The 21,081-nt window shown below is 60.6% G+C and carries 16 protein-coding genes and 1 pseudogene; 10 read left to right on the top strand and 7 right to left on the bottom strand.

Features of this window, described 5'->3' with window-relative positions; genetic code table 11:
- Positions 1-52 precede the first annotated feature (52 nt).
- Positions 53-302: pseudogene (locus tag AC0NID_RS28395) on the bottom strand (ISNCY family transposase); the annotation flags it as partial.
- On the opposite strand from AC0NID_RS28395, the gene AC0NID_RS28390 reads away from it, so the two are divergent.
- From AC0NID_RS28390 to AC0NID_RS28370, 5 genes are all read left to right on the top strand, one after another.
- On the top strand, positions 283-456 hold the full coding sequence (locus AC0NID_RS28390) for a hypothetical protein (protein ID WP_473455883.1): 174 nt from the start codon (positions 283-285) through the stop codon (positions 454-456). The pseudogene AC0NID_RS28395 and the gene AC0NID_RS28390 overlap by 20 nt on opposite strands.
- Positions 457-549: 93 nt before the next feature.
- The gene (locus AC0NID_RS28385) at positions 550-2,052 is read left to right on the top strand and encodes a DUF6600 domain-containing protein (protein ID WP_474033352.1); all 1,503 of its coding nucleotides are present in this window, start codon (positions 550-552) and stop codon (positions 2,050-2,052) included.
- Positions 2,053-2,267: 215 nt separating this feature from the next.
- On the top strand, positions 2,268-3,995 hold the full coding sequence (locus AC0NID_RS28380) for an adenylate/guanylate cyclase domain-containing protein (protein ID WP_473455762.1): 1,728 nt from the start codon (positions 2,268-2,270) through the stop codon (positions 3,993-3,995).
- A gap of 52 nt (positions 3,996-4,047) precedes the next feature.
- On the top strand, positions 4,048-4,530 hold the full coding sequence (locus AC0NID_RS28375; protein ID WP_473455873.1) for a GNAT family N-acetyltransferase: 483 nt from the start codon (positions 4,048-4,050) through the stop codon (positions 4,528-4,530).
- A gap of 384 nt (positions 4,531-4,914) precedes the next feature.
- Positions 4,915-8,262, top strand: coding sequence for an AAA family ATPase (locus AC0NID_RS28370; protein ID WP_473455761.1), 3,348 nt, complete (start codon positions 4,915-4,917; stop codon positions 8,260-8,262).
- 569 nt (positions 8,263-8,831) lie between these two features.
- Here the strand turns inward: AC0NID_RS28370 and AC0NID_RS28365 are convergent.
- The 3 genes from AC0NID_RS28365 to AC0NID_RS28355 form a co-directional block, all read right to left on the bottom strand.
- Positions 8,832-9,143: a hypothetical protein gene (locus AC0NID_RS28365; RefSeq protein WP_473455760.1), complete on the bottom strand. Its 312-nt coding sequence runs from the start codon at positions 9,141-9,143 to the stop codon at positions 8,832-8,834.
- Between the two features lie 30 nt (positions 9,144-9,173).
- Positions 9,174-9,395 (bottom strand): hypothetical protein, encoded by a 222-nt coding sequence (locus AC0NID_RS28360; protein WP_473455759.1) that lies wholly within the window; start codon positions 9,393-9,395, stop codon positions 9,174-9,176.
- A gap of 203 nt (positions 9,396-9,598) precedes the next feature.
- Positions 9,599-10,303: an SOS response-associated peptidase gene (locus AC0NID_RS28355; RefSeq protein WP_473455757.1), complete on the bottom strand. Its 705-nt coding sequence runs from the start codon at positions 10,301-10,303 to the stop codon at positions 9,599-9,601.
- A gap of 581 nt (positions 10,304-10,884) precedes the next feature.
- Here AC0NID_RS28355 and AC0NID_RS28350 point away from each other — a divergent pair.
- Positions 10,885-11,961 (top strand): NAD(P)/FAD-dependent oxidoreductase, encoded by a 1,077-nt coding sequence (locus AC0NID_RS28350; RefSeq protein ID WP_473455756.1) that lies wholly within the window; start codon positions 10,885-10,887, stop codon positions 11,959-11,961.
- A 19-nt stretch (positions 11,962-11,980) separates the two neighbouring features.
- Here the strand turns inward: AC0NID_RS28350 and AC0NID_RS28345 are convergent, their stop codons facing one another.
- Entirely contained in the window at positions 11,981-12,298 is a 318-nt protein-coding gene (locus AC0NID_RS28345; protein WP_473455755.1) for a hypothetical protein, read from the bottom strand.
- A 675-nt stretch (positions 12,299-12,973) separates the two neighbouring features.
- Between AC0NID_RS28345 and AC0NID_RS28340 the strand changes: the two genes are divergently transcribed.
- The 3 genes from AC0NID_RS28340 (at position 12,974) to AC0NID_RS28330 (ending at position 16,958) form a co-directional block, all read left to right on the top strand.
- Positions 12,974-13,795 carry an SIR2 family NAD-dependent protein deacylase gene (locus AC0NID_RS28340; protein ID WP_473455753.1) on the top strand — a complete coding sequence of 274 codons (822 nt, stop codon included), beginning with the start codon at positions 12,974-12,976 and terminating at the stop codon, positions 13,793-13,795.
- Between the two features lie 695 nt (positions 13,796-14,490).
- The gene (locus AC0NID_RS28335) at positions 14,491-15,339 is read left to right on the top strand and encodes an ATP-dependent DNA ligase (RefSeq protein ID WP_473455752.1); all 849 of its coding nucleotides are present in this window, start codon (positions 14,491-14,493) and stop codon (positions 15,337-15,339) included.
- Positions 15,340-16,043: 704 nt separating this feature from the next.
- Entirely contained in the window at positions 16,044-16,958 is a 915-nt protein-coding gene (locus AC0NID_RS28330; RefSeq protein ID WP_473455751.1) for a hypothetical protein, read from the top strand.
- 481 nt (positions 16,959-17,439) lie between these two features.
- Here AC0NID_RS28330 and AC0NID_RS28325 read toward each other — a convergent pair whose 3' ends face one another.
- A complete protein-coding gene (locus AC0NID_RS28325) occupies positions 17,440-18,612 on the bottom strand; it encodes an amidase (protein WP_473455750.1) in 1,173 nt (390 codons plus the stop codon).
- Complete coding sequence (locus AC0NID_RS28320; protein WP_473455749.1) at positions 18,609-19,235, bottom strand: TetR/AcrR family transcriptional regulator; 627 nt, start codon at positions 19,233-19,235, stop codon at positions 18,609-18,611. Before AC0NID_RS28320 ends, AC0NID_RS28325 begins: the two co-directional genes overlap by 4 nt.
- Before the next feature lie 421 nt (positions 19,236-19,656).
- Between AC0NID_RS28320 and AC0NID_RS28315 the strand changes: the two genes are divergently transcribed.
- Entirely contained in the window at positions 19,657-20,541 is an 885-nt protein-coding gene (locus AC0NID_RS28315; protein ID WP_473455748.1) for an ankyrin repeat domain-containing protein, read from the top strand.
- Positions 20,542-21,081 lie beyond the last annotated feature (540 nt).

Genomic DNA, 21,081 nt, shown 5'->3' with positions numbered 1-21,081 from the left:
CGGTCGGTGTAACCTGGGCAAGCATACGCCATCAGGGACGCCAAACATGCGTTCCGCGCTGGCTGTGCTGAAGGTCTCGATCCGCCTGCATTTTGGCGATAAGTTCCAGAGCGGCGTCAAGCCGCTTGTCCTCGACGGTTTCCGATCTGTGAACCGAGCGCTTGTCGAAGGTTCTGTAGGGCAGGGTGATACAGTAGTGCGTGGCCTCGAGGCGACCATCAGGGTAGTCGCAGACGACGGCCTTTTCACTGGCAAGCCGTTTGGTATCGGTCGGGATCGGCAATGAACAGCACCCTGTCGTGGCACGGCTTGACCCAGGCGACGCTGATGGCTTCGACTGAAGGTGCGAAAAGCGCTTTCGTAGCCATTGCCACTTCGGTGCGCAGATTTGTGACAGCGGTTTACACCTGGTTCGGCGAAGCAACTTTGAGGTTGATCACTGGGACCATTATGTGATGCCAAGCCGTGCCAATATTAGGCAAGTGGAACAAATCCACCAGCCGGCGAGTTTCCAGGGTGAAGGGCGATCTGTTTCGGAGGAAGACCGGGATGAAACGCGTCCTTGCCCAAAACGCTGCACGACTGATGCTTGGCGGCATAACCGCCTGTCTGCTCACAGTCACCGAAATTCCCAGTTCGGTTGCGCCATTGTCGCTTGTGTCCGAAGCAAGGGCTGCCACCGATGTTTCCATTACGATCAGCACCTTCTACGACGAGCTGTCTTCCCATGGTGATTGGGTTTCGTACCAGGGAGCGACCGTTTTCGTCCCGGTTGATGTACCTGACGGTTGGCGCCCATATACCCTCGGACACTGGGTCTATACCGAGCAGTATGGCTGGCTCTGGGTATCCGACGAGCCATTCGGCTGGGCGACCTACCATTACGGCCGGTGGGGCTATGCCGAGGACATCGGCTGGTACTGGGTTCCCGGCACTCGTTGGGCGCCAGCATGGGTGAGCTGGCGGCGTGACAGGGAGCACATCATCTGGGCTCCGCTGCCGCCGCGCCGCGATCCCGATTTGATTTCAATCGAGGTGACCTTCGACGCCACGCCGGATTTTTACTGGGTTGTGGTCCCCACCCGCGAATTCCTTGCTGCCGACATTTCTGTCGTCGTTATCCGTGATGAGCCGGAGTTTGTGCGCATTGTCGAGGCGGCCGAGCCGGCCGGCGACGTGACGATCCAGAACAACGTGGTGATCAACAAAGTCATTGATGTTGATGTGATCGAGAAGGAGACGAACCAGCAGGTGACAGTCGTCGAGGTCAGCGAGACCGACACGCCCGAGCAGGCCGGCAAATTGGAAGACAATACGGTCACGGTCTTTGAAGGTGAGGTAAAAGCCGATCCCGATGCCAAACCAGCTGAGCTCAAAGACGTCGAGGAGGTGAAGCAGATTCAGGCTGGCCGGAAATCGAAGCCGACCGAAGGCGCAGCCACGACCGAACAGGCACCGGCGACCGACGAACAGGTTGAGCCGGAGGAGACCGCCAAGCCTGAGAAGCAGAGGGAGCCGGCCGCCGAGCAGCAGCAGGCCGAGCCGGAACAGGCGGCCAAGCCTGAGAAGCCGAAGGCCAAGGAGAAGCCGGCCGCCGAGCAGCAGCAGGCCGAGCCGGAACAGGCGGCCAAGCCTGAGAAGCCGAAGGCCAAGGAGAAGCCGGCCGCCGAGCAGCAGCAGGCCGAGCCGGAACAGGCGGCCAAGCCTGAGAAGCCGAAGGCCAAGGAGAAGCCGGCCGCCGAGCAGCAGCAGGCCGAGCCGGAACAGGCAGTCAAGCCTGAGAAGCCGAAGGCCAAGGAGAAGCCGGCCGCCGAGCAGCAGCAGGCCGAGCCGGAACAGGCGGCCAAGCCTGAGAAGCCGAAGGCCAAGGAGAAGCCGGCCGCCGAGCAGCAGCAGGCCGAGCCGGAACAGGCGGCCAAGCCTGAGAAGCCGAAGGCCAAGAAGCAGCCCGCCGCCGAGCAGCAGCAGGCCGAGCCCGAGCAGGCGGCCAAGCCCAAGCCACAGAAGCAAGAAGATAAGGCGTGCGATCCGCAGACCGGGGCGAATTGCTAGGTGTGCGGGTCCAGACTACGGCACCGCGATCGTTCCCACCGAAGTGCCCGCAAAACGGTTGGGCTAGGAAATAAGGTTGCGCCGTTGGCCGCGACCAGTGCTCATGATCCCTTCCGGACCTCTCCTACGAGGTAGGTCGGGGTCGGACGGATAGACTCGTTCATGAAGCACCGGTACACTGCCGGACTGCTTTCAGATGAGAGCAATCGCCGCACATGACCGACGAACGCATCCAGCGTCGACTCGCCGCCGTATTGGCGGCCGATGTCGTTGGCTACAGCCGCCTCATGGAAACGGATGAGGCCGGCACTCTGGCCGCGCTCAAGTCCCGACGCAGGCAAGTGCTGCAGCCGTTAGTCACTAGGCACCATGGCCGGGTCTTTAAGGTGACGGGCGACGGCGTGATGGTGGAGTTCGCCAGCGCCGTCAATGCTTTGCAATGCGCCATAGATGTGCAGCATGCGATGGCCGACGCCAATGCCACTCTGCCTGAGAAACTTCATATTGTGCTGCGCATTGGCGTCAATTTAGGTGATGTGATGGCCGACGGCAGCGACCTTTATGGCGATGGCGTCAATATCGCTGCGCGTTTGGAAACCACCGCCGAGCCAGGCGGCATCCTCATCTCCGGAACGATCTACGACCACGTCCGAAACAAGATCAACGTTGGTTTCGAGGATCTCGGAGCGCAGACCGTAAAGAACATTGCCCTGCCAGTTCGCATCTACCGCGTGTCTGGCACGCCGCCTGTCGTGACTTCCCAATCGGGGGCCATCTCCGACAAGCCCTCGATTGCCGTTCTGCCATTCACGAATATGAGCAGCGACCCCGAGCAGGAGTACTTTGCCGACGGCCTGGCGGAAGACCTGATCACTGACTTGTCGAAGGTGCCTGGTCTGTTGGTGATCGCACGCAACTCCACATTCGCCTACAAGGGGAGGTCCGTCGATGTCCGCTCCGTCGCCAGGGATCTGAGGGTGCGTTATGTGCTTGAAGGAAGTGTTCGCAGAGAGAAGGACCGGGTGCGCATCAATGCCCAGCTCATCGACGCCGCCGACAGCAGCCATCTCTGGGCCGATCGCTTCGACCGCGACTTGGCGGACATCTTCCTGTTGCAGGACGAGGTCGTCGGCACGATTGTAAGTACCCTGTCCGGCGTCTTGCCGGCCGCTGTGGCCTCAGGCACGCGTAGGGCGGCTAGTCTCGAAGCCTATGATCTCTTTGTCCGCGGCCGCGTGCTGGTAACTAAATCTCCCGACAGCAACAGGGCCGCTCCCCCGCTCTTGGAAAGAGCCATCGAGCTTGATCCGGGCTTCGCGGATGCTCACGCTTGGCTTGCGATGAGCCACCATTTTGCCTGGGCTTATTGGCTGGATGCTCCGGAGCGCCACCATTCGCTGGCCCTGGCGGCAGCCCGACGCGCCGTATCGCTTGACCCGGAAAATGCCGTGGCTCGTGCAATCCTTGGCGACGTGCTGATCTACGACGGCAAGTCGGATGAAGGCACGGCGGAACTGGCCTCTGCCCTTCGGATCAACCCCAATCACGCCGATGCCTGGGCATTCCTGGGGCAACTGGAGGCATTCGAGGGAAAGGCTATCGAGGGCATCGGACATTTGCGCCACGCCATTCGCCTCAATCCGCACCCGCCAGGGTGGTACTACTGGCTTCTCGGGCTCGCCCAATACGCAGGTCGTCATTACGCCGATGCCGTCGAAACACTCCGGCATGAGGCAACGCACCGGCTTGGGTCGCAACGCATCTTGGCTGCAAGTCTGGCGCGGCTTGGGCACATGGAAGAGGCCAGGGAGGAAGCAAGGCAATTCCTAGCCTCGAATCCGGATTTCTCGATACAGCACTGGGCAAGCACACAACCATTCCGCCATGAGCCGGATCGGCAGCATTTCATCGACGGCTATGAAGAGGCCGGCCTGCCATGGTAGGGCTGGAGGTGGCCAGCAACTCCACCGCGCAAACTTGGGTAATCCAACCTTGCTGACTATTCGCACTGCCACACTTGCAGACGCCGACCCAATTTGGCGCATAGTCGAACCCATATTGCGGGCAGGCGAAACCTACGCGCTGCCACGTGACTGGAGCAGATCCGACGCGCTGTCCTACTGGTATTCCCCCGATCACGAGGTGTTCGTCGCAGAGACGGACGAACTGGTGGCCGGAACCTATTATCTGCACGCGAATCAACGGGGCGGCGGTGCCCACGTCGCCAACTGCGGTTATATGACCGCGCCGGACTCGGTCGGCCGGGGCGTTGCAACGGCGATGTGCCAGCACTCTCTGGGGCGTGCGGCTGCTCGAGGCTTTCGAGCCATGCAGTTCAACTGTGTGGTCAGTACCAACGAACGCGCGGTCAAGCTTTGGCGTCACCTGGGGTTCGACGTTGTCGGAACGATTCCGCAAGGTTTCGAGCACCCGGTTCTGGGGTTCGTGGACACGCTGGTAATGCACCGAACGCTTTAACGGCCTGGTCCGGCGCGCATTGCAACCTAAGGAGTAGCTCCGGACGTGGCTCAACAGGCTCGTTTCGACAGACCCAGGTAGCGGCCGAGACGTAACCGCTCTATCGCGGTATTATCCGAGCCGTTGTCCAGGTCGGCTCGGTCGCGCCATTTCTTGACATTGCCGGCGCTTCTCCGAAGCTGACCTTCCCCGGGGCAAGAGCATGGGCAAGTCCTGATCTCAGGGCAGGCATCCTTTCGAGATGCGCAATGCTCGTTAGGCAACCCGTTCCACGCCGATATCGCCGTTTCAGCGGCCGCTTCCAAAGAGATTCCGCCTACTCCATCGATTTGGGATATAGTCGCGAGAACAGGGCAGCCCCCGCAGCCGAAGAGGAGAAGGGGCGTGGATATCGCGAAATGGCTACGGAGCCTAAGCCTGCAGCAATACGAGCAGGCTTTTCGCGACAACGACATTGAAGCTGAAACGCTTCCCCAGCTCACGGCCGACGATCTCGTGGCGCTCGGGGTCACATCGATTGGTCATCGCCGCAAGCTGCTCGCCGCTATCACCGCCCTGCGCGCGGATTCGCATACAGCGGCCACCTCGACCACGCGATCCCTGGCGGCGATCTCAGGGACAGTCCCGCCGCTTCCAGAGGCTGAGCGGCGGCAGCTAACGGTCATGTTCGTTGACGTCGTCGGCTCGACGGCACTCGCAGCCCGCCTGGATCCGGAGGACATGCGCGAGGTCATCGGAACCTACCATCGCTGCGTCGCCGAGACTGTTGGCCGCTATGGCGGCTTCGTGGCAAAGTATATGGGCGACGGGGTCCTTGTCTATTTCGGTTGGCCACAAGCTGATGAGGCTGATCCCGAGAGCGCTGTGCGCGCCGCCTTGGCTACGCTGGAGGCGGTCAGTCAGGCCGCGCCAGCCGGCGATCGGCTGGTCGCACGCATAGGCATAGCCAGTGGTCTCGCGGTCGTCGGAGACCTGCTGGGTGCTGGGGCCGCACAGGAGCAGACGGTAATAGGCGAGACCCCAAACCTTGCGGCGCGCCTACAATCCCTCGCTGATCCTGGCTGCGCGGTGATCGACGCACAAACGCGTCGCCGCATCGGTGGCCTGTTCGAGTGCCGCGAGCTTGGCGAATTTCACCTCAAAGGCCTGTCTCGCGCTGTGTGCGCTTGGCAAGTTCTGGGCGAAGCCTTGGTTGAGAGCCGGTTCGCGGCAATGCATGCGGCCTCCCTCTCCCCTCTGGTCGGGCGCGATGACGAGCTCGAGCTGCTGCTGCGCCGTTGGCAGCAGGCAAAGGACGGCGAAGGGCAGGTGGCGCTTATCTCCGGCGAGCCCGGCATCGGCAAATCCCGCCTGATCGCCGCCCTTGAGGAGCGCCTGGCCGGAGAGGTGCATCTCAAACTCAAGTACTTCTGCTCGCCGCATCACAGCGACAGCGCGCTACAGCCCGTCATCGCACGCTGGCAGAACGATGCCGGTTTCGTGCGCAGCGAGTCTGCGGACGCACGGCTTGATAAGCTGGAAGCTCTGCTTCTCCCACTCGGCGCAACTCTCGAGGAGGTGGCGCTCATTGCCGAGTTGCTCGGCGTGCCGGGTGGCGAGCGGTATCCGCCGATGGCTCTCAGTCCGGAGCGCAAGAAGGAGCAGACCTTCAGAGCATTGAACCGAATTCTGGACGAAAGGGCACGTCGGTCCCCCGTGCTGATCCTGTTCGAGGACGCGCATTGGGCAGACCCAAGTTCGCTTGAGCTGTTGGACAGGTTAATCATGCGTCTAGCCTCTTTGCCGGTAATGGTGATCATATCCTTCCGGCCAGAGTTTCATGCGCCTTGGGTCGGCCAAGCCAGCGTGATCTTGATGTCGCTGAGCCGGCTTGGCCCTCGCCAGGCGACGACGCTCGCAAGTCAGGTTGTCGTCGGTCAGGCGCTTCCGGCTGGGATGCTGGAGCGGATTGTGGCGCAGACTGATGGTGTACCACTCTTCATCGAGGAATTGACGAAGGCCGTACTGGAGCGCGCCAGTCAGCCCGATAGCGTGGGCTCAGCGCTTTCGGTGCCAAGCACCTTGCAGGCCTCACTGATGGCGCGGTTGGATCGGCTGCCAGTCGCAAAACAGGTGGCACAGATCGGCGCGGTTATCGGCCGAGAGTTCAGCCATGAGCTGCTGGTCACGGTGGCGGAAATTCCCGAGCCGGTATTGACGCAAGGATTGGACGAGCTCGTAAGCGCCGGTCTCGCGTTCCGCCGCGGCACCCCGCCTGAAGCTATCTACTCATTCAAACACGCGCTCGTTCAGGATGCCGCCTACGGGAGCCTGCTGCGTAGCACACGGCAGAAGTTGCACTCGCGGATCGCCAAAATGTTGGAGGAGCGGTGGCCGGACGTCGTCGAAACCCAGCCTGAGCTGCTCGCTCATCACTTCACCCAAGCGGGCTCAATGGAGCGCGCCGCCGATTACTGGCAGCGGGCTGGCGAACGCGCCTTCCGGCGCTCGGCAGCTGCGGAAGCCACTGGCCATCTCGCCAAGAGCATCGAACTCTTGCGATTCTTGCCGGAGGACCGCGCTCAAGCGGAGCGTGAGCTGCATCTCCAGACAATGCTCGGCCAGGCGTGCATTGCCCGCCACGGCTACGCCGCGTCTGAAACCGCCGCCGCCTTCGCCCGCGCTCGAGATTTGGTCAAATCCCTGGGCGACGTCCCACAACAATTCCCCGTGCTGTATGGGTTTTGGGCTGTCCAATATGTCCGGATGGCGATCCGAGAGCAGCAAAACCTCGCTGGACATATTCTCGCCTTGGCCGAGCAGCACCCCGACCCGGAGCGACTGTGCGTAGCGCACCGGATTTGCGGGGCGACCAACGAAATGATCGGCGAGTTGCCCGCCGCCCGGGAGCACCTCGAGCAGGCTATTGCGCTGTACGACCCGCAGCGGCACGGTTCAACAGCCTTTACCTTCGGACAAGACCTTGGAGTTGCGGTGCTGTCGCATCTGATTTGGGTGCTGTGGCTGCTGGGCTACCCAGATCAGGCATCTCGCCGGCAAGCCGAAGCACTGGCGTTGGCGCGCAGTGTTGGGCATAAAAACACTCAAGGGTTTGCCCTGATGTACAGCGCGATGGCGGGTGCGTATGGCCGCAACGCTGGAATGGCCGCGGAGCACTCGGCGTCGTTGCTGGAATTGGCCCGGGACCAGAAATTTGATCTGTGGCGCGCCGGCGCGACGGTGGTCAATGGCTGGTCCATGGCTAGCCAAGGGCACGGGGCAGTCGGGATCGCGGCGATCGAGCGCGGCCTTGCGGAGTGGACGAGCAGCGGCGCGGAATGGATGCGGCCCTTCTTTCTGAGTCTGCTTGCCGACGCCTGCGCACTCTCCGGTGACGTGCGACGCGGGCTCGGGGCACTGGACGAGGCTATAGCGGCGGTCGAGCGTACGGGGCAGCGCTGGCCGGACGCCGAACTGCATCGACTACGAGGGCTGTTTCTGACAGCTCTGCCGGACGGCGGAAGTCCAGGCGAGGCGAGCGCCGCGTTTCAGCGCGCGATCCAGATCGCCCGGCGTCAATCCGCGAAGTCCTGGGAGCTACGCGCGGCAACCAGTCTCGCCCGGCTCTGGCGCGTCCAGGGCAAGCATGCCGACGCACGCGATCTGCTCGCGCCGGTTTATGCTTGGTTCACCGAAGGCTTTGCGACACCGGACCTCAAAGAGGCCAAAGCAATGCTCGACACTTTGAGGTGAATAGAGCCCACGCTATTTCTTAGGCGGCCCCTGAGCCACTGATGCCGGCCGAAACGCGCGTCTTCGTCGACTCCGTCGCCGAGGCATTCACGCGCCAGCGCCTCGACGAAATATCCCGACAGCCTCGCGTGAAAAGGCATTGCCCTGTCGCATTTGAAACGTCTGGTACTGCCATGCGCTGGTTCAGATGAAGGTCCGCTAAACGAGCCGCCGGGGCGCCTGGGGAAAGTCATGATCGGGTCATTAGCGTGAATTTGGCCGAGCGCGACGAGTTTCCGCTTAGAATCGCGAGCCGTTATTCAACCGGCGCCGTTCGCCCGGCCGCGATTTTGGTTTCTCGGCGTTCACCAGCCTAGGCTTGGGCATTCAAGAGCGGGGCGTTATCGACGAGCGGTAGGTTTTTCGACCGTCTCGATGATCGTTTTGGCAAGGGCTTCGCCCTCAGGACTGGCTCAGGGCCATAGAGAAGCAACACCGCTTCTTCGCTTGGCAACACGCAGCCGGACAGGTCTGTTCAATCGCTATGCGTACCAGCTTGAGGCCGGCGCGTTCGCTGCGGCTAGCCTTCGCTAATCGGCCTTATCTCCATGCTCGGGTTTTTTGCGCGGAACAGGCGTCCAGTCAGTGATCGTGTCGGCATCGACGGTAATCAGCACGCCGGCCTTCACCGTCACCTTTTGGTCCTCCTCGTCGACGTGGGTGACCTCGCCTCTAAGCTCTAGCTCGTCGCCTGGCTGGGTCTTCTTGGGCGCTGGGATAGAATAGGGGAAGCCATAGGAGGGGATGCTGACGCTGGCTCGGCCACCATCCAGCATCCTAAGCACGGTCACGGTTAGCGTCACTTCATCGCCGATGTTGATGTCCGCTATTTCCCACGCCATGCAGAGATTCTGGAGCGGGCCCGGCTAGCGTCAAGAGGTTGCTAATATTCTGCTGGTGGCAATTTCGGGGCTGATCAAGCCCATGCGCGGCGAGAAGACCTGCCGCATGTCTCGATGCAGGATTTCCGCGAAGAGGATTAGGACGGTCGAGCGGCGCGCATCATCGCTCGTATGAACACAAGTTCGACGCGAGCTGGCGTTCTCTTTTTGCGCCATGTTGTCGGCCGCGATCAGGCGACGAAGCGAGCGCATGATTTCTCCGCGCGTCTACCCGGCTTCCAACATCAGTCGACAACGGCCTGGATCCCCGGCTCCATGGTTGCCTCGGCTTTGCAAACCCCATCCGGCATTCTTGCCAGCTTGGATGCTCGCACCGATAGTGCTGAATGCCGGGGCGCGTGACGGGCTCCATCGCACCGGGAATGCGGATCAGTTCGTCGCTCATCAGTACATCTTCAAAACAACGAGTTTTGCGTAGGCGCCTGCGGGACCTTGATCTGGCTGGCGGGTTTATCGACCACCACGAGGGCATCGTCGGGGGCGGTGCGTTGTAGCCGTTTTGCTTCTGACCATGGCGCGTTGAGCCATGTCTCCGTTTCCTCCTGCGTGGTCAGGATTACAGGCATTGCCTTCTCGTGAATCGGCGCGATGAGGGCATTGGGCTTGGTCGTCAGGAAGCCATAGACCTCGTGATCGCCGGGACCCTCCTTGACCTTGCGTACCCCGTGCCAACGCGTCCACAAGCCGGCGAAGAAGAACAGCCGGCGGTCCTCATTGAGTGCGAACCAGTAGTTCCGCTGAATTCCGCCTGTCTCGGGGTCCTTGTCGCCAGGCGTTGGGCTGGGCTCGGCAAAGCTCGTCACCGGCACAACGCAACGATGCTCGACGCCGACATACCGCTGCCAGTGACCATATTGAGGATTGCGGATATTAGTGGTTCCGGAATCGGCGTTGCCCCTGACGCGCTCCAGCGGCGTTGGCATCCCCCAGCGCAGACTGGCCAGCTCGCGTGCGCCGTCGACCGCAGTTCGGACAACCGGGGCAAATTGATTGGGATAGATATCGATCGACGGTTCAAGATTGCCGATGATGTCCCGCAAGGCGCGGGTCCACTGGCGGATGGCTTCCTGGCTGGTGGTGATGTTGTAGAGATTACACATGCCGTTGCCTCAGTTCCGCAGCATATCGGGGACGCTCAGCGGCCCGAGATCGAGAGTTCTCTTGTACTCGCCCGGCCGGCGCCAGACATCACGTGCCTTGCCGTTTTCCCGTCGCGCTTTTGGATCGAACATCACGCCTGGGAAGTGGTCAAGGAACGCTTGTGCGGACGCCTCGTCGGCGAGGCAGTAGAGGTGCCAGTTCTCACAGCTGTGGTCTGGCCTTATCGCCTGTACTTGGCTTCTCATCGGGCCGGCCCGCGCTCTTCGCAAAAGATCAACGTGAAGCTCTGTGCGGTGCATAGGTCATCAGGCAGAGCCACTTGATATAGCCATTTCCGATCGAACCTGGCAGGCGAGCGGCCACGGCAATCGATCAGTGCGAGATCGATGTCTCGTCGCCTTCTCGAGCGCGTCGATGGCATCGAGCACAGCTTTCCGCTTCGACCCAACTGGCTCGGCAGGGTAGAGGCAGGAGGGAGCAAGCCGCGTCTAGGCGGACGGGCAATCTAGCATCCGAAGCCGCCAAGGCAGGGGCCTCGCTGCCCGCCCTTACCACCGGCTTTTCTGGATATGGTTCGCCTTTGGCTTTCCTGCCGTCCTGGGGATTTTTGGCTGACGATCGCGCGGCCGGCGCTCGCGTGGTACGTCTTGCCGCGACGGCCGTCACGCGGCTTTCGATTTCGGTCGCTGGAACATCTTTCCCATCCGTCCGTTCGGGGCGGATGGATCAACCTGTGCGCAGACGCCGACATTCAGCTCCTCATCCGCGATTGACGGATGTACTCATCGTTGGCGGCGGACCTGCGGGGCTGGCGGCCGCCATCTATCTCGGCAGGTTCCGTCATGGGGTCGTCGTCGTCGACGCGGGTGAGTCGCGCGCCAAGCTGATTGCGGAAAGCCATAACTGTCCGGGATTTCCGGAGGGGATCAGCGGCCCCGAACTTCTGCAACGCCTTCGTGCTCAGGCCGCCAAATTCGGAGCGATCCTGGTACAGGATCAGGCGTCATCAATTCAGCCGACCGTAGGCGGGTTTGGCGCCGAGACAAACGGCGGGCGGATCGTCGCCCGCAAGATATTCCTGGCGACAGGTGTTGTCGACGTTATGCCTGCGATTCCGCGCCTTAGCGAGGCTATCGCCAGAGGCAGCGTACGCCTTTGCCCGGTTTGTGACGGCTACGAAGTCATAGATCGTCGGGTCGCGATTATCGGACACGAAACGAGGGCATTGCGAGAGGCCATGTTCCTCAAGCAGTATACGCAGCACGTCACAATGCTCGCACGCTATCTTCCTGATTTCTCAGCCAGCACACGGCGCGTGGCAATGGAAGAGAACATTGGCATCTGCGATGCATTCGAAAAATTTGTTCCTACCGATAGTGGTTATGAGGCCATCCTCAAGGACGGCGAGGTGCGCCATTTTGACGTCATCTATCCGGCTATGGGTTGTCGGGTGCGTTCCGAGCTCGCGCTGGCAATGGGCGTCAAATGCTGCGACGACGGCTACATCATCGTCGACAAGCATCAGCGGACCTCGGTCGAGGGGGTCTATGCCATTGGCGACCTCGTCAAGGCTTTGAACCAGATCACAGTCGCTTTCGGCCAGGCTGCGATAGCCGCGACAGATGCTCACAATGATTTTGCCCTCGGCTACGAATGAGCTCTGAAAACGTGCTTCGCTAGCCCAGCATGGCTGCTATAACAAAGACCGCGGCCGCTACGAGAACGACTGCCGCAATCACCAGCAACGGCCAGTTGTTGCGAGGCTGAAGATCGGGCTCGCTTTCTACCGGCCGCATCGCATTGGCAAAGCTTGCTTCATTCGTAAACTCTGGCTGTCGCAGTGGACGAGCCTCGTCAACAGGATTCGGCAAACCTGCCGCTTCTGCGTCGGTCTCTTGAGGTGCAGCGGCGGGGTCAAATCCTGGAGTCTTATCTTGCGTCTTTCCTGCCTGAATATCGCCTCTGGCTGCCTCGGCTTTCCGATGTGTGGCCATCATGGTCTCCTTCGCAGCTAAACTTCAGTCTGGCTCAGCGGTTCCAGACCCTCCAGCCAGACGTGAATTGCTGGGCAGCGAAAGCCTGAGCCCTCGCGCACGACCAAGTACCCGCCGGAGCATGCTTTTCCCTGACGGACCCGGCCGGGAGGAGTTTTTTCCATCTGAGACGACTGCTAGCGCGGGCACAATCGCGCCAGCACCCCATTTGGCGACGTCCCCCGTTGGGCAACATCATTTCGCGAGAAGGTGTTGCAGCGGATTATCAGGAGCTCTGGCGGGACTTGCGGCCACGCTCGCGATGACCATCGCCATGAGGCGTCTTCACGCGTTGCTGGACAACCGCGAGCGCTGTTCCTGCCACCTCGTGAGAGCGTCGAGCGCGTCGCAATCGCCGGTGACGAGCAGGACCCGCGAACGAGCAGGCTGCTCGCCCATTTCAGCTTTGGAGCCTTGACCGGCTCGGTTTTTGCGCTTTTGCCTATGCGCCGCGGCAGCGGCATCCTTTATGGGCTCGGAGTCCGGGAGCTCAGCTATCTTTGATGGACACTTGGCCCGCACCGGCGCTCCGAGCACTGTTGCTGGTGGCCCGGCTTCGATCCCATCTTTCGTACGGCCGGCCGGAACAGAGCACGCTCCTGGCAGTTGTGTAAAACATTACCCGGTTAGCTGGCTATGGCGTCCGTAATCGAGCAACTGGCTCAATCCGTGAAAGAGCGACGAGCGATCTTGTTCGTCGGAGCGGGGGTGTCGATGAGCGTCGGCCTGCCATCCTGGGACAAGCTCATCGAGCATATGGAGGACGAACTCGGCCTCGACCGCGCCACGGTCGATATGCCTGAACCCAGCTACCAGGCTCTCGCCGAATACTACCGGCTAAAGCATGGGAGTATCGGCTCCTTGCGCAGCTGGATGGATCGCGAATGGAGCGTCTCGCGGGAAAAAGTGAAAGGTTCCGCGATCCACGAGCTGATCGTGTCACTCGATTTCCCGATCATCTACACCACCAACTACGATCGCAATCTTGAGGTTGCGTTCGAAGTCCATGACCGACCGTTCGTAAAGGTGGCCAACGCCAAGGATATTGCCAAGGTGAATGGCGAGGCTACCCAGATCATCAAATACCACGGGGATTTCGATGACGACGCATCGCTGGTTCTGGCGGAGTCTGACTATTTCGAGCGGCTGTCGTTCGATTCTCCGCTGGACGTGAAGTTTCGCGCCGACGCACTGGGGCGCACCATCCTGTTCATCGGCTACAGCATGTCCGATATGAACATCCGGCTGTTGCTGTATCGGCTTTGGGAAACCTGGCGCCGATCCGGCTACGAAAAGAATCGTCCGAAATCCTTCGTCTTCATGCCGCAACCGAGCGTCGTCCAGGAAGCGGTCCTCGGACGCTGGGGCATCGACATGCTGACCGAGGAGGCCGATCGCCCGCAGGATGCTCTGGCGACGTTCCTGAGCAAGCTCAAGGACAGGGTAGAAAAGGCTTAACGCGTGCGCGGGCAATTCTGAGAGGCGACCGCCCTTGAAGCCGAGTGGTTGACGACAAGTTCGAAATGCTCACGCCTTTTCTGCCCTGCCGGGAACGTTGTCGATCGCTGCGGCGTTGCCAGCCGGAAAGGGACGCTGTTGGCGGCGGATGGGCCATTTGGATATATTCGATTTCATTTCCGTCACGAACGGCCGCGCGGCAGGGTGGTCTCGACGGCCAATGCCCTGCGCCGGTGGGTCGCACGGAAGATCCAAGGCCTCACCTGCTATCATCTCTCCCGCTTGCTCCACCGTCGTACCCGTGCGTTTGTCAGTCGGGTGGGAACCGTCGGCTGCGCCGCGCGTTGCAATGTTCGGCGGTGAGCCTTTCCGTCTTTACGGAAGTCAACACACCGCAAGAAGCAGGCTTTCCCGTGGAGGGGCCTGCTTCTTTTTTAGGTGGAAGGGCTGCTACGGGGCTGGGCTGCGTGAGATCTACCAATGCGGCAGCCCGGCAGCCATTCGGGGGTTGACCGGTGGACCGCCGGGCCTAACCGGCTTGGGTCGTTTCACCGGCTGGCGAATTATAGGCGATTTCATGCATCATTGCTAATTTAGTAAAATAATCATGTTTCGTTCCCCTGGCCGCCGGAATCAACGGACCTAGAGTCGAATCGGTGCAAAAACGAATCCGCCGACTTGAGTTCATACCTCCGATGGAGCCCAAGCTGGTGGTTAAGCCGCCCGAGGGTGACAATTGGATTCATGAGATCAAGCTGGATGGCTACCGCTCGCAAATCATCATCACCAGCCCCGAGGATATTCGCGTCTTCACCAAAACCGGTAAGGATTGGACGCGTAAATATCTGGGCATCGTCGAAGCAGCGAGGGAACTCGAGGTCGATGACGCCATCATCGACGGAGAGGCGGTAGTCACCAACATTGCCGGTATGCCCGACTTCAACGCGCTCCAGAAAGCCGTCCACAACAATCCCTGTGCCATGCACCTCTGCGCATTCGACATTCTGCACCTAAACGGCCGCGACTTGCGCGACATCGGCTGCAAGGCGCGCCGCGAAATTCTTTACGGTATTATAAAGCCGCACAGCCGGATACAGTTCAGCGAGGCCATCCCCGGTGACGCGAAGTCGATCTTTAATCTGGTCGACCAGATCGAGCTTGAGGGAATTGTATCGAAGCGGCCCGACAGCAAATATAGCAGCGGCCCGACCTCGGACTGGCTGAAGACCAAGAGCTTCACGGTCGACGAATTCGAACTGCTGGGCATCGATCGCGAGCCTGGCAAGGCGGCCTTCGCCCTGTTGGGAGAACCAGGAACCGGGAAGTATGTCGGTTCTGCCTTCATAACCTTAGGCCGCGACATGAAGGAGCGGCTGTTGAGGCGGGTTAGGGAACACGCTGGCCCGCCGCCGGAGGGCATGAAGAAACGGCCTGCAACCCAGTGGGTCGGGTCTGGTGTAAAGCTGCGCGTTAAGCATCTCCGTGGCGATCACAGCCACATACGCCATGCGTCACTGCTAGGCTTCAGTGACGAGGAAGAGTGACCTCGGCTCTGGGAGAGGCCAATCACCTCTTTCGATCGCGCCTGAGTACCTCCCCCTGATAGGCGGTTGTTCAACTGTGCACAAACCGGAGCTTGGGACTATGGCTGGAGCAATGCACCACCATATTGCGCCCACAGATGTTCGCAGTCCCATACCCTCAAGCTTGGCGTCCCTGGTTCGCCATATAAGACCATCGCGTTACGAACGTCGTAGCCCAGCACTGACGCATTGGCTACGAACTGAATGGCCCGTCCTAAGCTCAAGGCCCTGATCCGGGTTCCGGTTTCGCTGGTGAGGTCAATCACCCCGAAAATTTCTGCATCCGCCCCTCTGCCGGCCAAGACAGCCGTTGAGATCGCATCGTCCAAGACAAGAAGCATCGCGTACTACCCCGTAATCAGCGCCAATAAACTGGGATGCGGGGAATTTGTTCCGCGCCCCTCCGCTAAGTTCGGGCGTATCGGGAAAAAACCGTGCTTCGCTCAAGCCACACGTGCCGGCAGTGACAGTCTTTCCATTACCGGCGGTGCGGGTCAGGACGATAGACAGCACTCGTCTGACCTGAAGTTGTCGACCAGCCACGCGAGATGCTGGTCAGGGACCACAATAGGCTGCATCTTCAAGCGAGCCAAAGCCGCTGGATGGTTTCGTTTGTCGTTGATTGGGATACTGGCCTCGTGGAGAACCGTTGCCCAGGTGAGGCGTTGTTCAGCGAAGCGATTGCCGGTGACGGCGCAATGGTGATGAAGAACGGCGAAAAGGAAAACACGAGCGGCGAGCTGCATCCAGGCGCGACGGCGTCCTTTCCGTATGACCGCATGACCGTCGAGCGTTTCCGAACGGCCTTTCCGAGGGCGCGTTGGAGTGATGACCTGAAGGCTTGGTTTGTCCCCGGAAAGACCGCGGCTAAGCGCTTTGATCGGTGGCTTGCGAAAGAGTCGGCTCAGGCGGACTTATATTCAGACCGAAAAGGGCGAGATGCCTACGCCTTTGATCCGATCGTCTCAAAGTATCTGCGGCTTCGTGAAGATCGGATGGAGGTCGTCACTCCCTACTCCCGAATGATCGTCGAGCAGATGCGCGAGGTTCCATTTGCGTTCTGGGATGCCGACCGTCGCCTCTGGACGGTGCCGTATCGGTCCTATGAACAGTTGCGTCGGCGCTGGAGCCGGATCGAAGAGGCGGCGAGGCGTAACGAGCCCGAAGAGCGCAAGAAACGCCGCATCGAGAACCGAGGCTCCGACAAAGAGCGGGCCGCTCGAGCCCGCGCCGCAGAACGTCACCGGCGCCGCTATCCGCTCGACCCCGAGAACCTGCCGCCTTTCGGTCGGCCTGTTATGACTTCTGAGTATGGAATTGTGGTTTTCGTGGACTGCGACGGTGAGCCGGTCGACCCAGCAACCCTGCGCAGCTCCTACAGCAACATTACGGTCGCAAGCGACTATGTCTGGGGGCGTTGGTGCCCGCCAACGCTGGACGAGCTCGTCAAAACTTGGCCGTTGAGACCCAGAGCGGAAATCGAGCGCCGGATCTGGTGGCAACCGACGCTCGACGAACTGCGGGTGGCAAGAAAGGCGGCCGCCCGCCGGGAGCGGAAACGGACGAGCTCTGCCGACTAGCTGTGTCAGATGTTGCATTCCCGGCCGAGATGCTGGACCGCGGCGTTGCGGCACGGGCACGATCTCAGTTCGCCAACGTTGCTCAGGCTGACAAGTTGCTATCAACACCATATCGTTTCTTAGCAGGAGGCAGAACGCATGGCAGACAAAGCGCAAGCCGAGGCACCGGCCGCCACCGCGAAGCCGCGGGGCGCGGGCGTGCTCGAGCGCAAGGAACGGCTTGCGGAACTTTGGGCGAGAGGGACCGGACGACACCCTTCTCCAGCCATATCGCCGACAATGGCAAAAGGGGTCTTCGATACGATGTGCGGCGGCGTCCATGAGGACATAATCGCTAAGCGGGCGGACAGTCGATATGGAGTTCACGCACATTATCTGACCGCCCCCTACGACCCGCCTGGATGCAATGCGGGCAATAGAGAAGCCCGGCGAATGACCGGAATTGGCGCGGAAACGACCTTCGAATTAGCGCTAAGGTCGGTTACAACTCGATCTGCTCGGCTAGCACAGGCGGATATTGCTCCTGCATCCTGCGGGCGAACTCCAGAACGCTTCCATCTGCACCGATGGGACCGACAATCTGCAGTGCTATCGGGCCCAACTGCTGATCCAATTCGGTGGGGATGCTGATGGCAGGAAGGCCGAAGTAATTGGCGAAGAAGGTGTTTGCAGGCGAAACAGCTTGGGCGCCGCCGCGCTGAGCCTTCTCGATCGTGGGGACCGGATCGACCAGCGTGGGCAGCACGATCAAATCGACGTCGGCAAATAGGCGCTCGTTGATTGCCGCTCGTGCCGCTTCAACGCCGGTGGGATCAAATCGCGCATCGGAAAACGGCACCTCTACATCCTTGTAGGAGGCGGCCATTCTCATGATGAAGGGCAATGATTCTTCAAACTTCTGTTTCATCGGTTCGGCCGCAGAATAGTTTCGGGCCACCCCGAGGCGCGCCAGGCGAGGCATGGTCGCCGAAGACGCGTCGCTCAGCGCGGCCAACAGGAACGCTGCATCTTCTGCGCTTCGTGCCGTGATCGACGTATGGTTCAACGCGAGAATCGCAGGATCAACTGGCTCTCCGCGGAGAATCCCGTCGGTAGGGAGCCGTCCGTAACTTGGCTTGAAAGCGGTAACGGCACAGCAGGCGGCGGGGAGCCTGGCAGAGCCCACAGCGTCAGTGTCGATCGTTGCAAAGCATATTCCGGCCGCGACTGCCGCCGCCGACCCACCTGACGAGCCGCCGGCGACGCGATCCGGGAACCATGGATTGCGAACCGGACCAAAGTGGCTGTCTAGCGCAGTCGTCCCCATCCCCAAAGCATGCATGTTTGTCTTGCCGACGAGCATTGCGCCAAGAGACTTCAACTGTCGTACAGCGTCGGCATCTTCTGTCGGGACTCGGTCGGCAAACTGTTCAACAGCGGCAGTTGTGCGCACGCCGGCCGTATCGAAGAAATCCTTGATGCCGATGGGCACGCCGGCAAGCGGAAGCTTCGCGTCTCCATTGCTAGTGTCGTCCAGCATCACTGAGATGAAGGCGTTGAGATCCTTGTTCCCCTCAATTAACGCGCCAACCTCGCGTCGCACGTCACTGATGCTGAGGCCCCCCGCTTCGATGCGACGCCTACGCTCGGTGATTGTCTCGATCTTGGCACTCATGTTCGCCTCTTCGATTGAGCAACAGCAACAGGCAGTAGTCGTTCCAGGTGGTCCTTGAGCAGCACCAGCGAGCGGTCCGCCACCGCGGCGTCCGTTTCGGCTTTCGCGAGAACAAAGGCACCTTGCAATACCGCCTGCGTGTAGTCGGCCACATCTTTCGCCGACCACTCTGCGCCTGGCGCGCATTCGTCCTTGGCGGTCTGCACGAGGGTCGTGACGTATTCGCGGTGATGGGCAATCGAGCGGGCAAACGCATTCCGCACGGCCGGGACAGTTTCGTATGTTTCCTGGACTAGCGTTCCAGCCAGACATGTGATCGCTGCGAGCTTGCCCGTTAACATCGCGCGGCGATGGTCAACATACCCAAGCAGCTGATCTCGCCGCATCGGCGCCTGTCGGTAAGAAGCGGCCTCAAAGCCGGTGTCGGTGACAAGGGTCCAATGTTCCGCAGCCGCGATCGCCAACGACTCCTTGCTGTCGAAATGGTGAAAGAAGCTGCCCTTTGTCAGACCGGCTTGTGTGCATATATCCTCGATACGGGTGGCCGAATAACCCTTCATCCGAAATACGGAAATTGCGGCGTCGAGCAACTTCAAGCGCGAGCTGTGCATGTCGGTCTTCATGGTCGAAGCATACCGACTGGTGGGTATGTGTCAACTGTGCTGAGGGACCAAGGTTCGACGGGCGGTTGCCACCCGACGATGGCCCAGCCGCCTCTCGCCGGCAGCCGTCACTAAGCTGAGGCGCAGAGAAAGCGTCCCGTTTATGGCGAGCACTTTTTGGTCGGTTTTCAGTTCGCAGCCCGCCCGCCTTGTGCACCTTCGAGTGGGACTCCGCTACGCCCGCCCGAAGCTGCCAGGGCAGAGAGCCAGCCTAGCGCGTTTGGTTCTTTTTCTGACGGGATTTAACCGGTACGATCTGGCCGGTCTTCCTGAAAACTTTCATTCTCTCGGGGCTTCCAATGTCAGTGGCTACGATCAGGCAGTCGTGGTACTTTTGCCGGCTTGAAAGCGCATATCGCGGTTTGCCTTGGGAGATGCCAAAATGCGCATGCCCTTGCTCTTCATTCCACTGCTGCTTGCACCGATTGTATCGCATGCCGCCGACATTCACGACGCCGCCATGAACGGCGATGTCGCAGCAATCACGGCGGCGCTCGATGCGGGCGCTGATGTAGATGAGAGTGATGGAAGCGCAACGCCGCTCTATCTCGCGGTCTTTATGGGCCACATCGAAGCGGCAAAACTGCTCATAGAACGTGGTGCCGACGTCAACGCCCAGACGACTGGTGGTCCCCCACTGATGGCGGCTGTCGGGACAGGCAAGATCGATCTGTTAAACCTGTTGCTGGAGCGGGACGCGGATCCAAATTCCGATCGTGGTGGCGAGTTTGCCCTTCATGTCGCCGTCACTCTCGATTGTTTCGACTGCGTGAAGGCACTGGTCGAGGCCGGAGCGGACGTGAATGCGAAGGCAATGCACGGCAAGACGCCGCTCCATCTGGCAAAAAACAGGGGGCAACGCGAAGTTGCCGACTATCTCTTGGCGCATGGCGTCGTCTTGCCAACACCAGCCCCAATCTCAATGAAGTTGGCTTCTGCGGATGTCGAGAAAGGCCGAACCGAATACACCCGCCGATGTACTACTTGCCACGAAGCCGAGCCACAGGGAGGAAACAAAATAGGACCCAACTTGTGGAGCGTCGTCGGCCGCGACAAGGCATCCATGGCAGATATGCGCTACTCTGACACCTTGCTGGCCTGGGAGGGTGTCTGGACGTACGAGGATCTGAACAGATTTCTCTTCGGGCCCATGCTCACCACGCCGGGCGTCAAGATGGAGACTCCCGGTGTCCCGGACGAGACCGAACGGGTCAACATGATCGCCTACTTGCGCACACTCAGCGAAAAGCCGATCCCGCTGCCCTGAATCGGCGATCTTTGCGCACTGCTTTCGCCAAGGCTTCGGTCGTTACCGAGCCCTGATCGCGAGGAGGCGCCTACACCGGTCCAGGTGGAGGACGGCCTGGGGGCGGTGCGTATACTGGCCCGGGAGGTGGCTTCTACACAGGCCCGGGTGGAGGTTTTATACAGGGCCCGGAGCTGGACTGTATTCCGGTCCTGGCGGGGGTCTGTACAGCGGGCCCGGCAATTACATGTCTAGTCGGCCCGGCGCGGACATCCTGAAAACGGCCAATTCACTTCCTATATTGGCCGCAGGTGCATCGCTTGGGCGAGAGTGTCGCATGGTCAGACTTGTCGTCATTGCCCTGGTCGTCGTCGCGGCCAGAGCGGACCGTAAACCCTCTTCACCGCGAGGATTCCCGTCATGGCTAGAGAATGGTCTTTGAGAAGATCGACATCGGTGTTGGCTAGGGCTCGGCGGCTCGTACGAAAGATCCTGCGCTGGCTGGAGGGAGACAGCCGATCCCAACAGCTCAGAGACGAAGTTCTGTTTTGGAGACACTGG

Source organism: Mesorhizobium sp. WSM4821 (assembly GCF_055901555.1).
Note: the sequence above shows the minus strand (reverse complement) of the source record. Positions and strands in the feature narration are given on the sequence as shown.

Coding starts and splice junctions, on each gene's coding strand:
- AC0NID_RS28390 (WP_473455883.1), top strand. CDS start 283: ATGAACAGCACCCTGTCGTGGCACGGCTTGACCCAGGCGACGCTGATG.
- AC0NID_RS28325 (WP_473455750.1), bottom strand. CDS start 18,612: ATGAGTGCCAAGATCGAGACAATCACCGAGCGTAGGCGTCGCATCGAA.
- AC0NID_RS28335 (WP_473455752.1), top strand. CDS start 14,491: ATGGAGCCCAAGCTGGTGGTTAAGCCGCCCGAGGGTGACAATTGGATT.
- AC0NID_RS28320 (WP_473455749.1), bottom strand. CDS start 19,235: ATGAAGACCGACATGCACAGCTCGCGCTTGAAGTTGCTCGACGCCGCA.
- AC0NID_RS28380 (WP_473455762.1), top strand. CDS start 2,268: ATGACCGACGAACGCATCCAGCGTCGACTCGCCGCCGTATTGGCGGCC.
- AC0NID_RS28365 (WP_473455760.1), bottom strand. CDS start 9,143: ATGGCGTGGGAAATAGCGGACATCAACATCGGCGATGAAGTGACGCTA.
- AC0NID_RS28355 (WP_473455757.1), bottom strand. CDS start 10,303: ATGTGTAATCTCTACAACATCACCACCAGCCAGGAAGCCATCCGCCAG.
- AC0NID_RS28385 (WP_474033352.1), top strand. CDS start 550: ATGAAACGCGTCCTTGCCCAAAACGCTGCACGACTGATGCTTGGCGGC.
- AC0NID_RS28345 (WP_473455755.1), bottom strand. CDS start 12,298: ATGGCCACACATCGGAAAGCCGAGGCAGCCAGAGGCGATATTCAGGCA.
- AC0NID_RS28360 (WP_473455759.1), bottom strand. CDS start 9,395: ATGCGCTCGCTTCGTCGCCTGATCGCGGCCGACAACATGGCGCAAAAA.
- AC0NID_RS28340 (WP_473455753.1), top strand. CDS start 12,974: ATGGCGTCCGTAATCGAGCAACTGGCTCAATCCGTGAAAGAGCGACGA.
- AC0NID_RS28315 (WP_473455748.1), top strand. CDS start 19,657: ATGCGCATGCCCTTGCTCTTCATTCCACTGCTGCTTGCACCGATTGTA.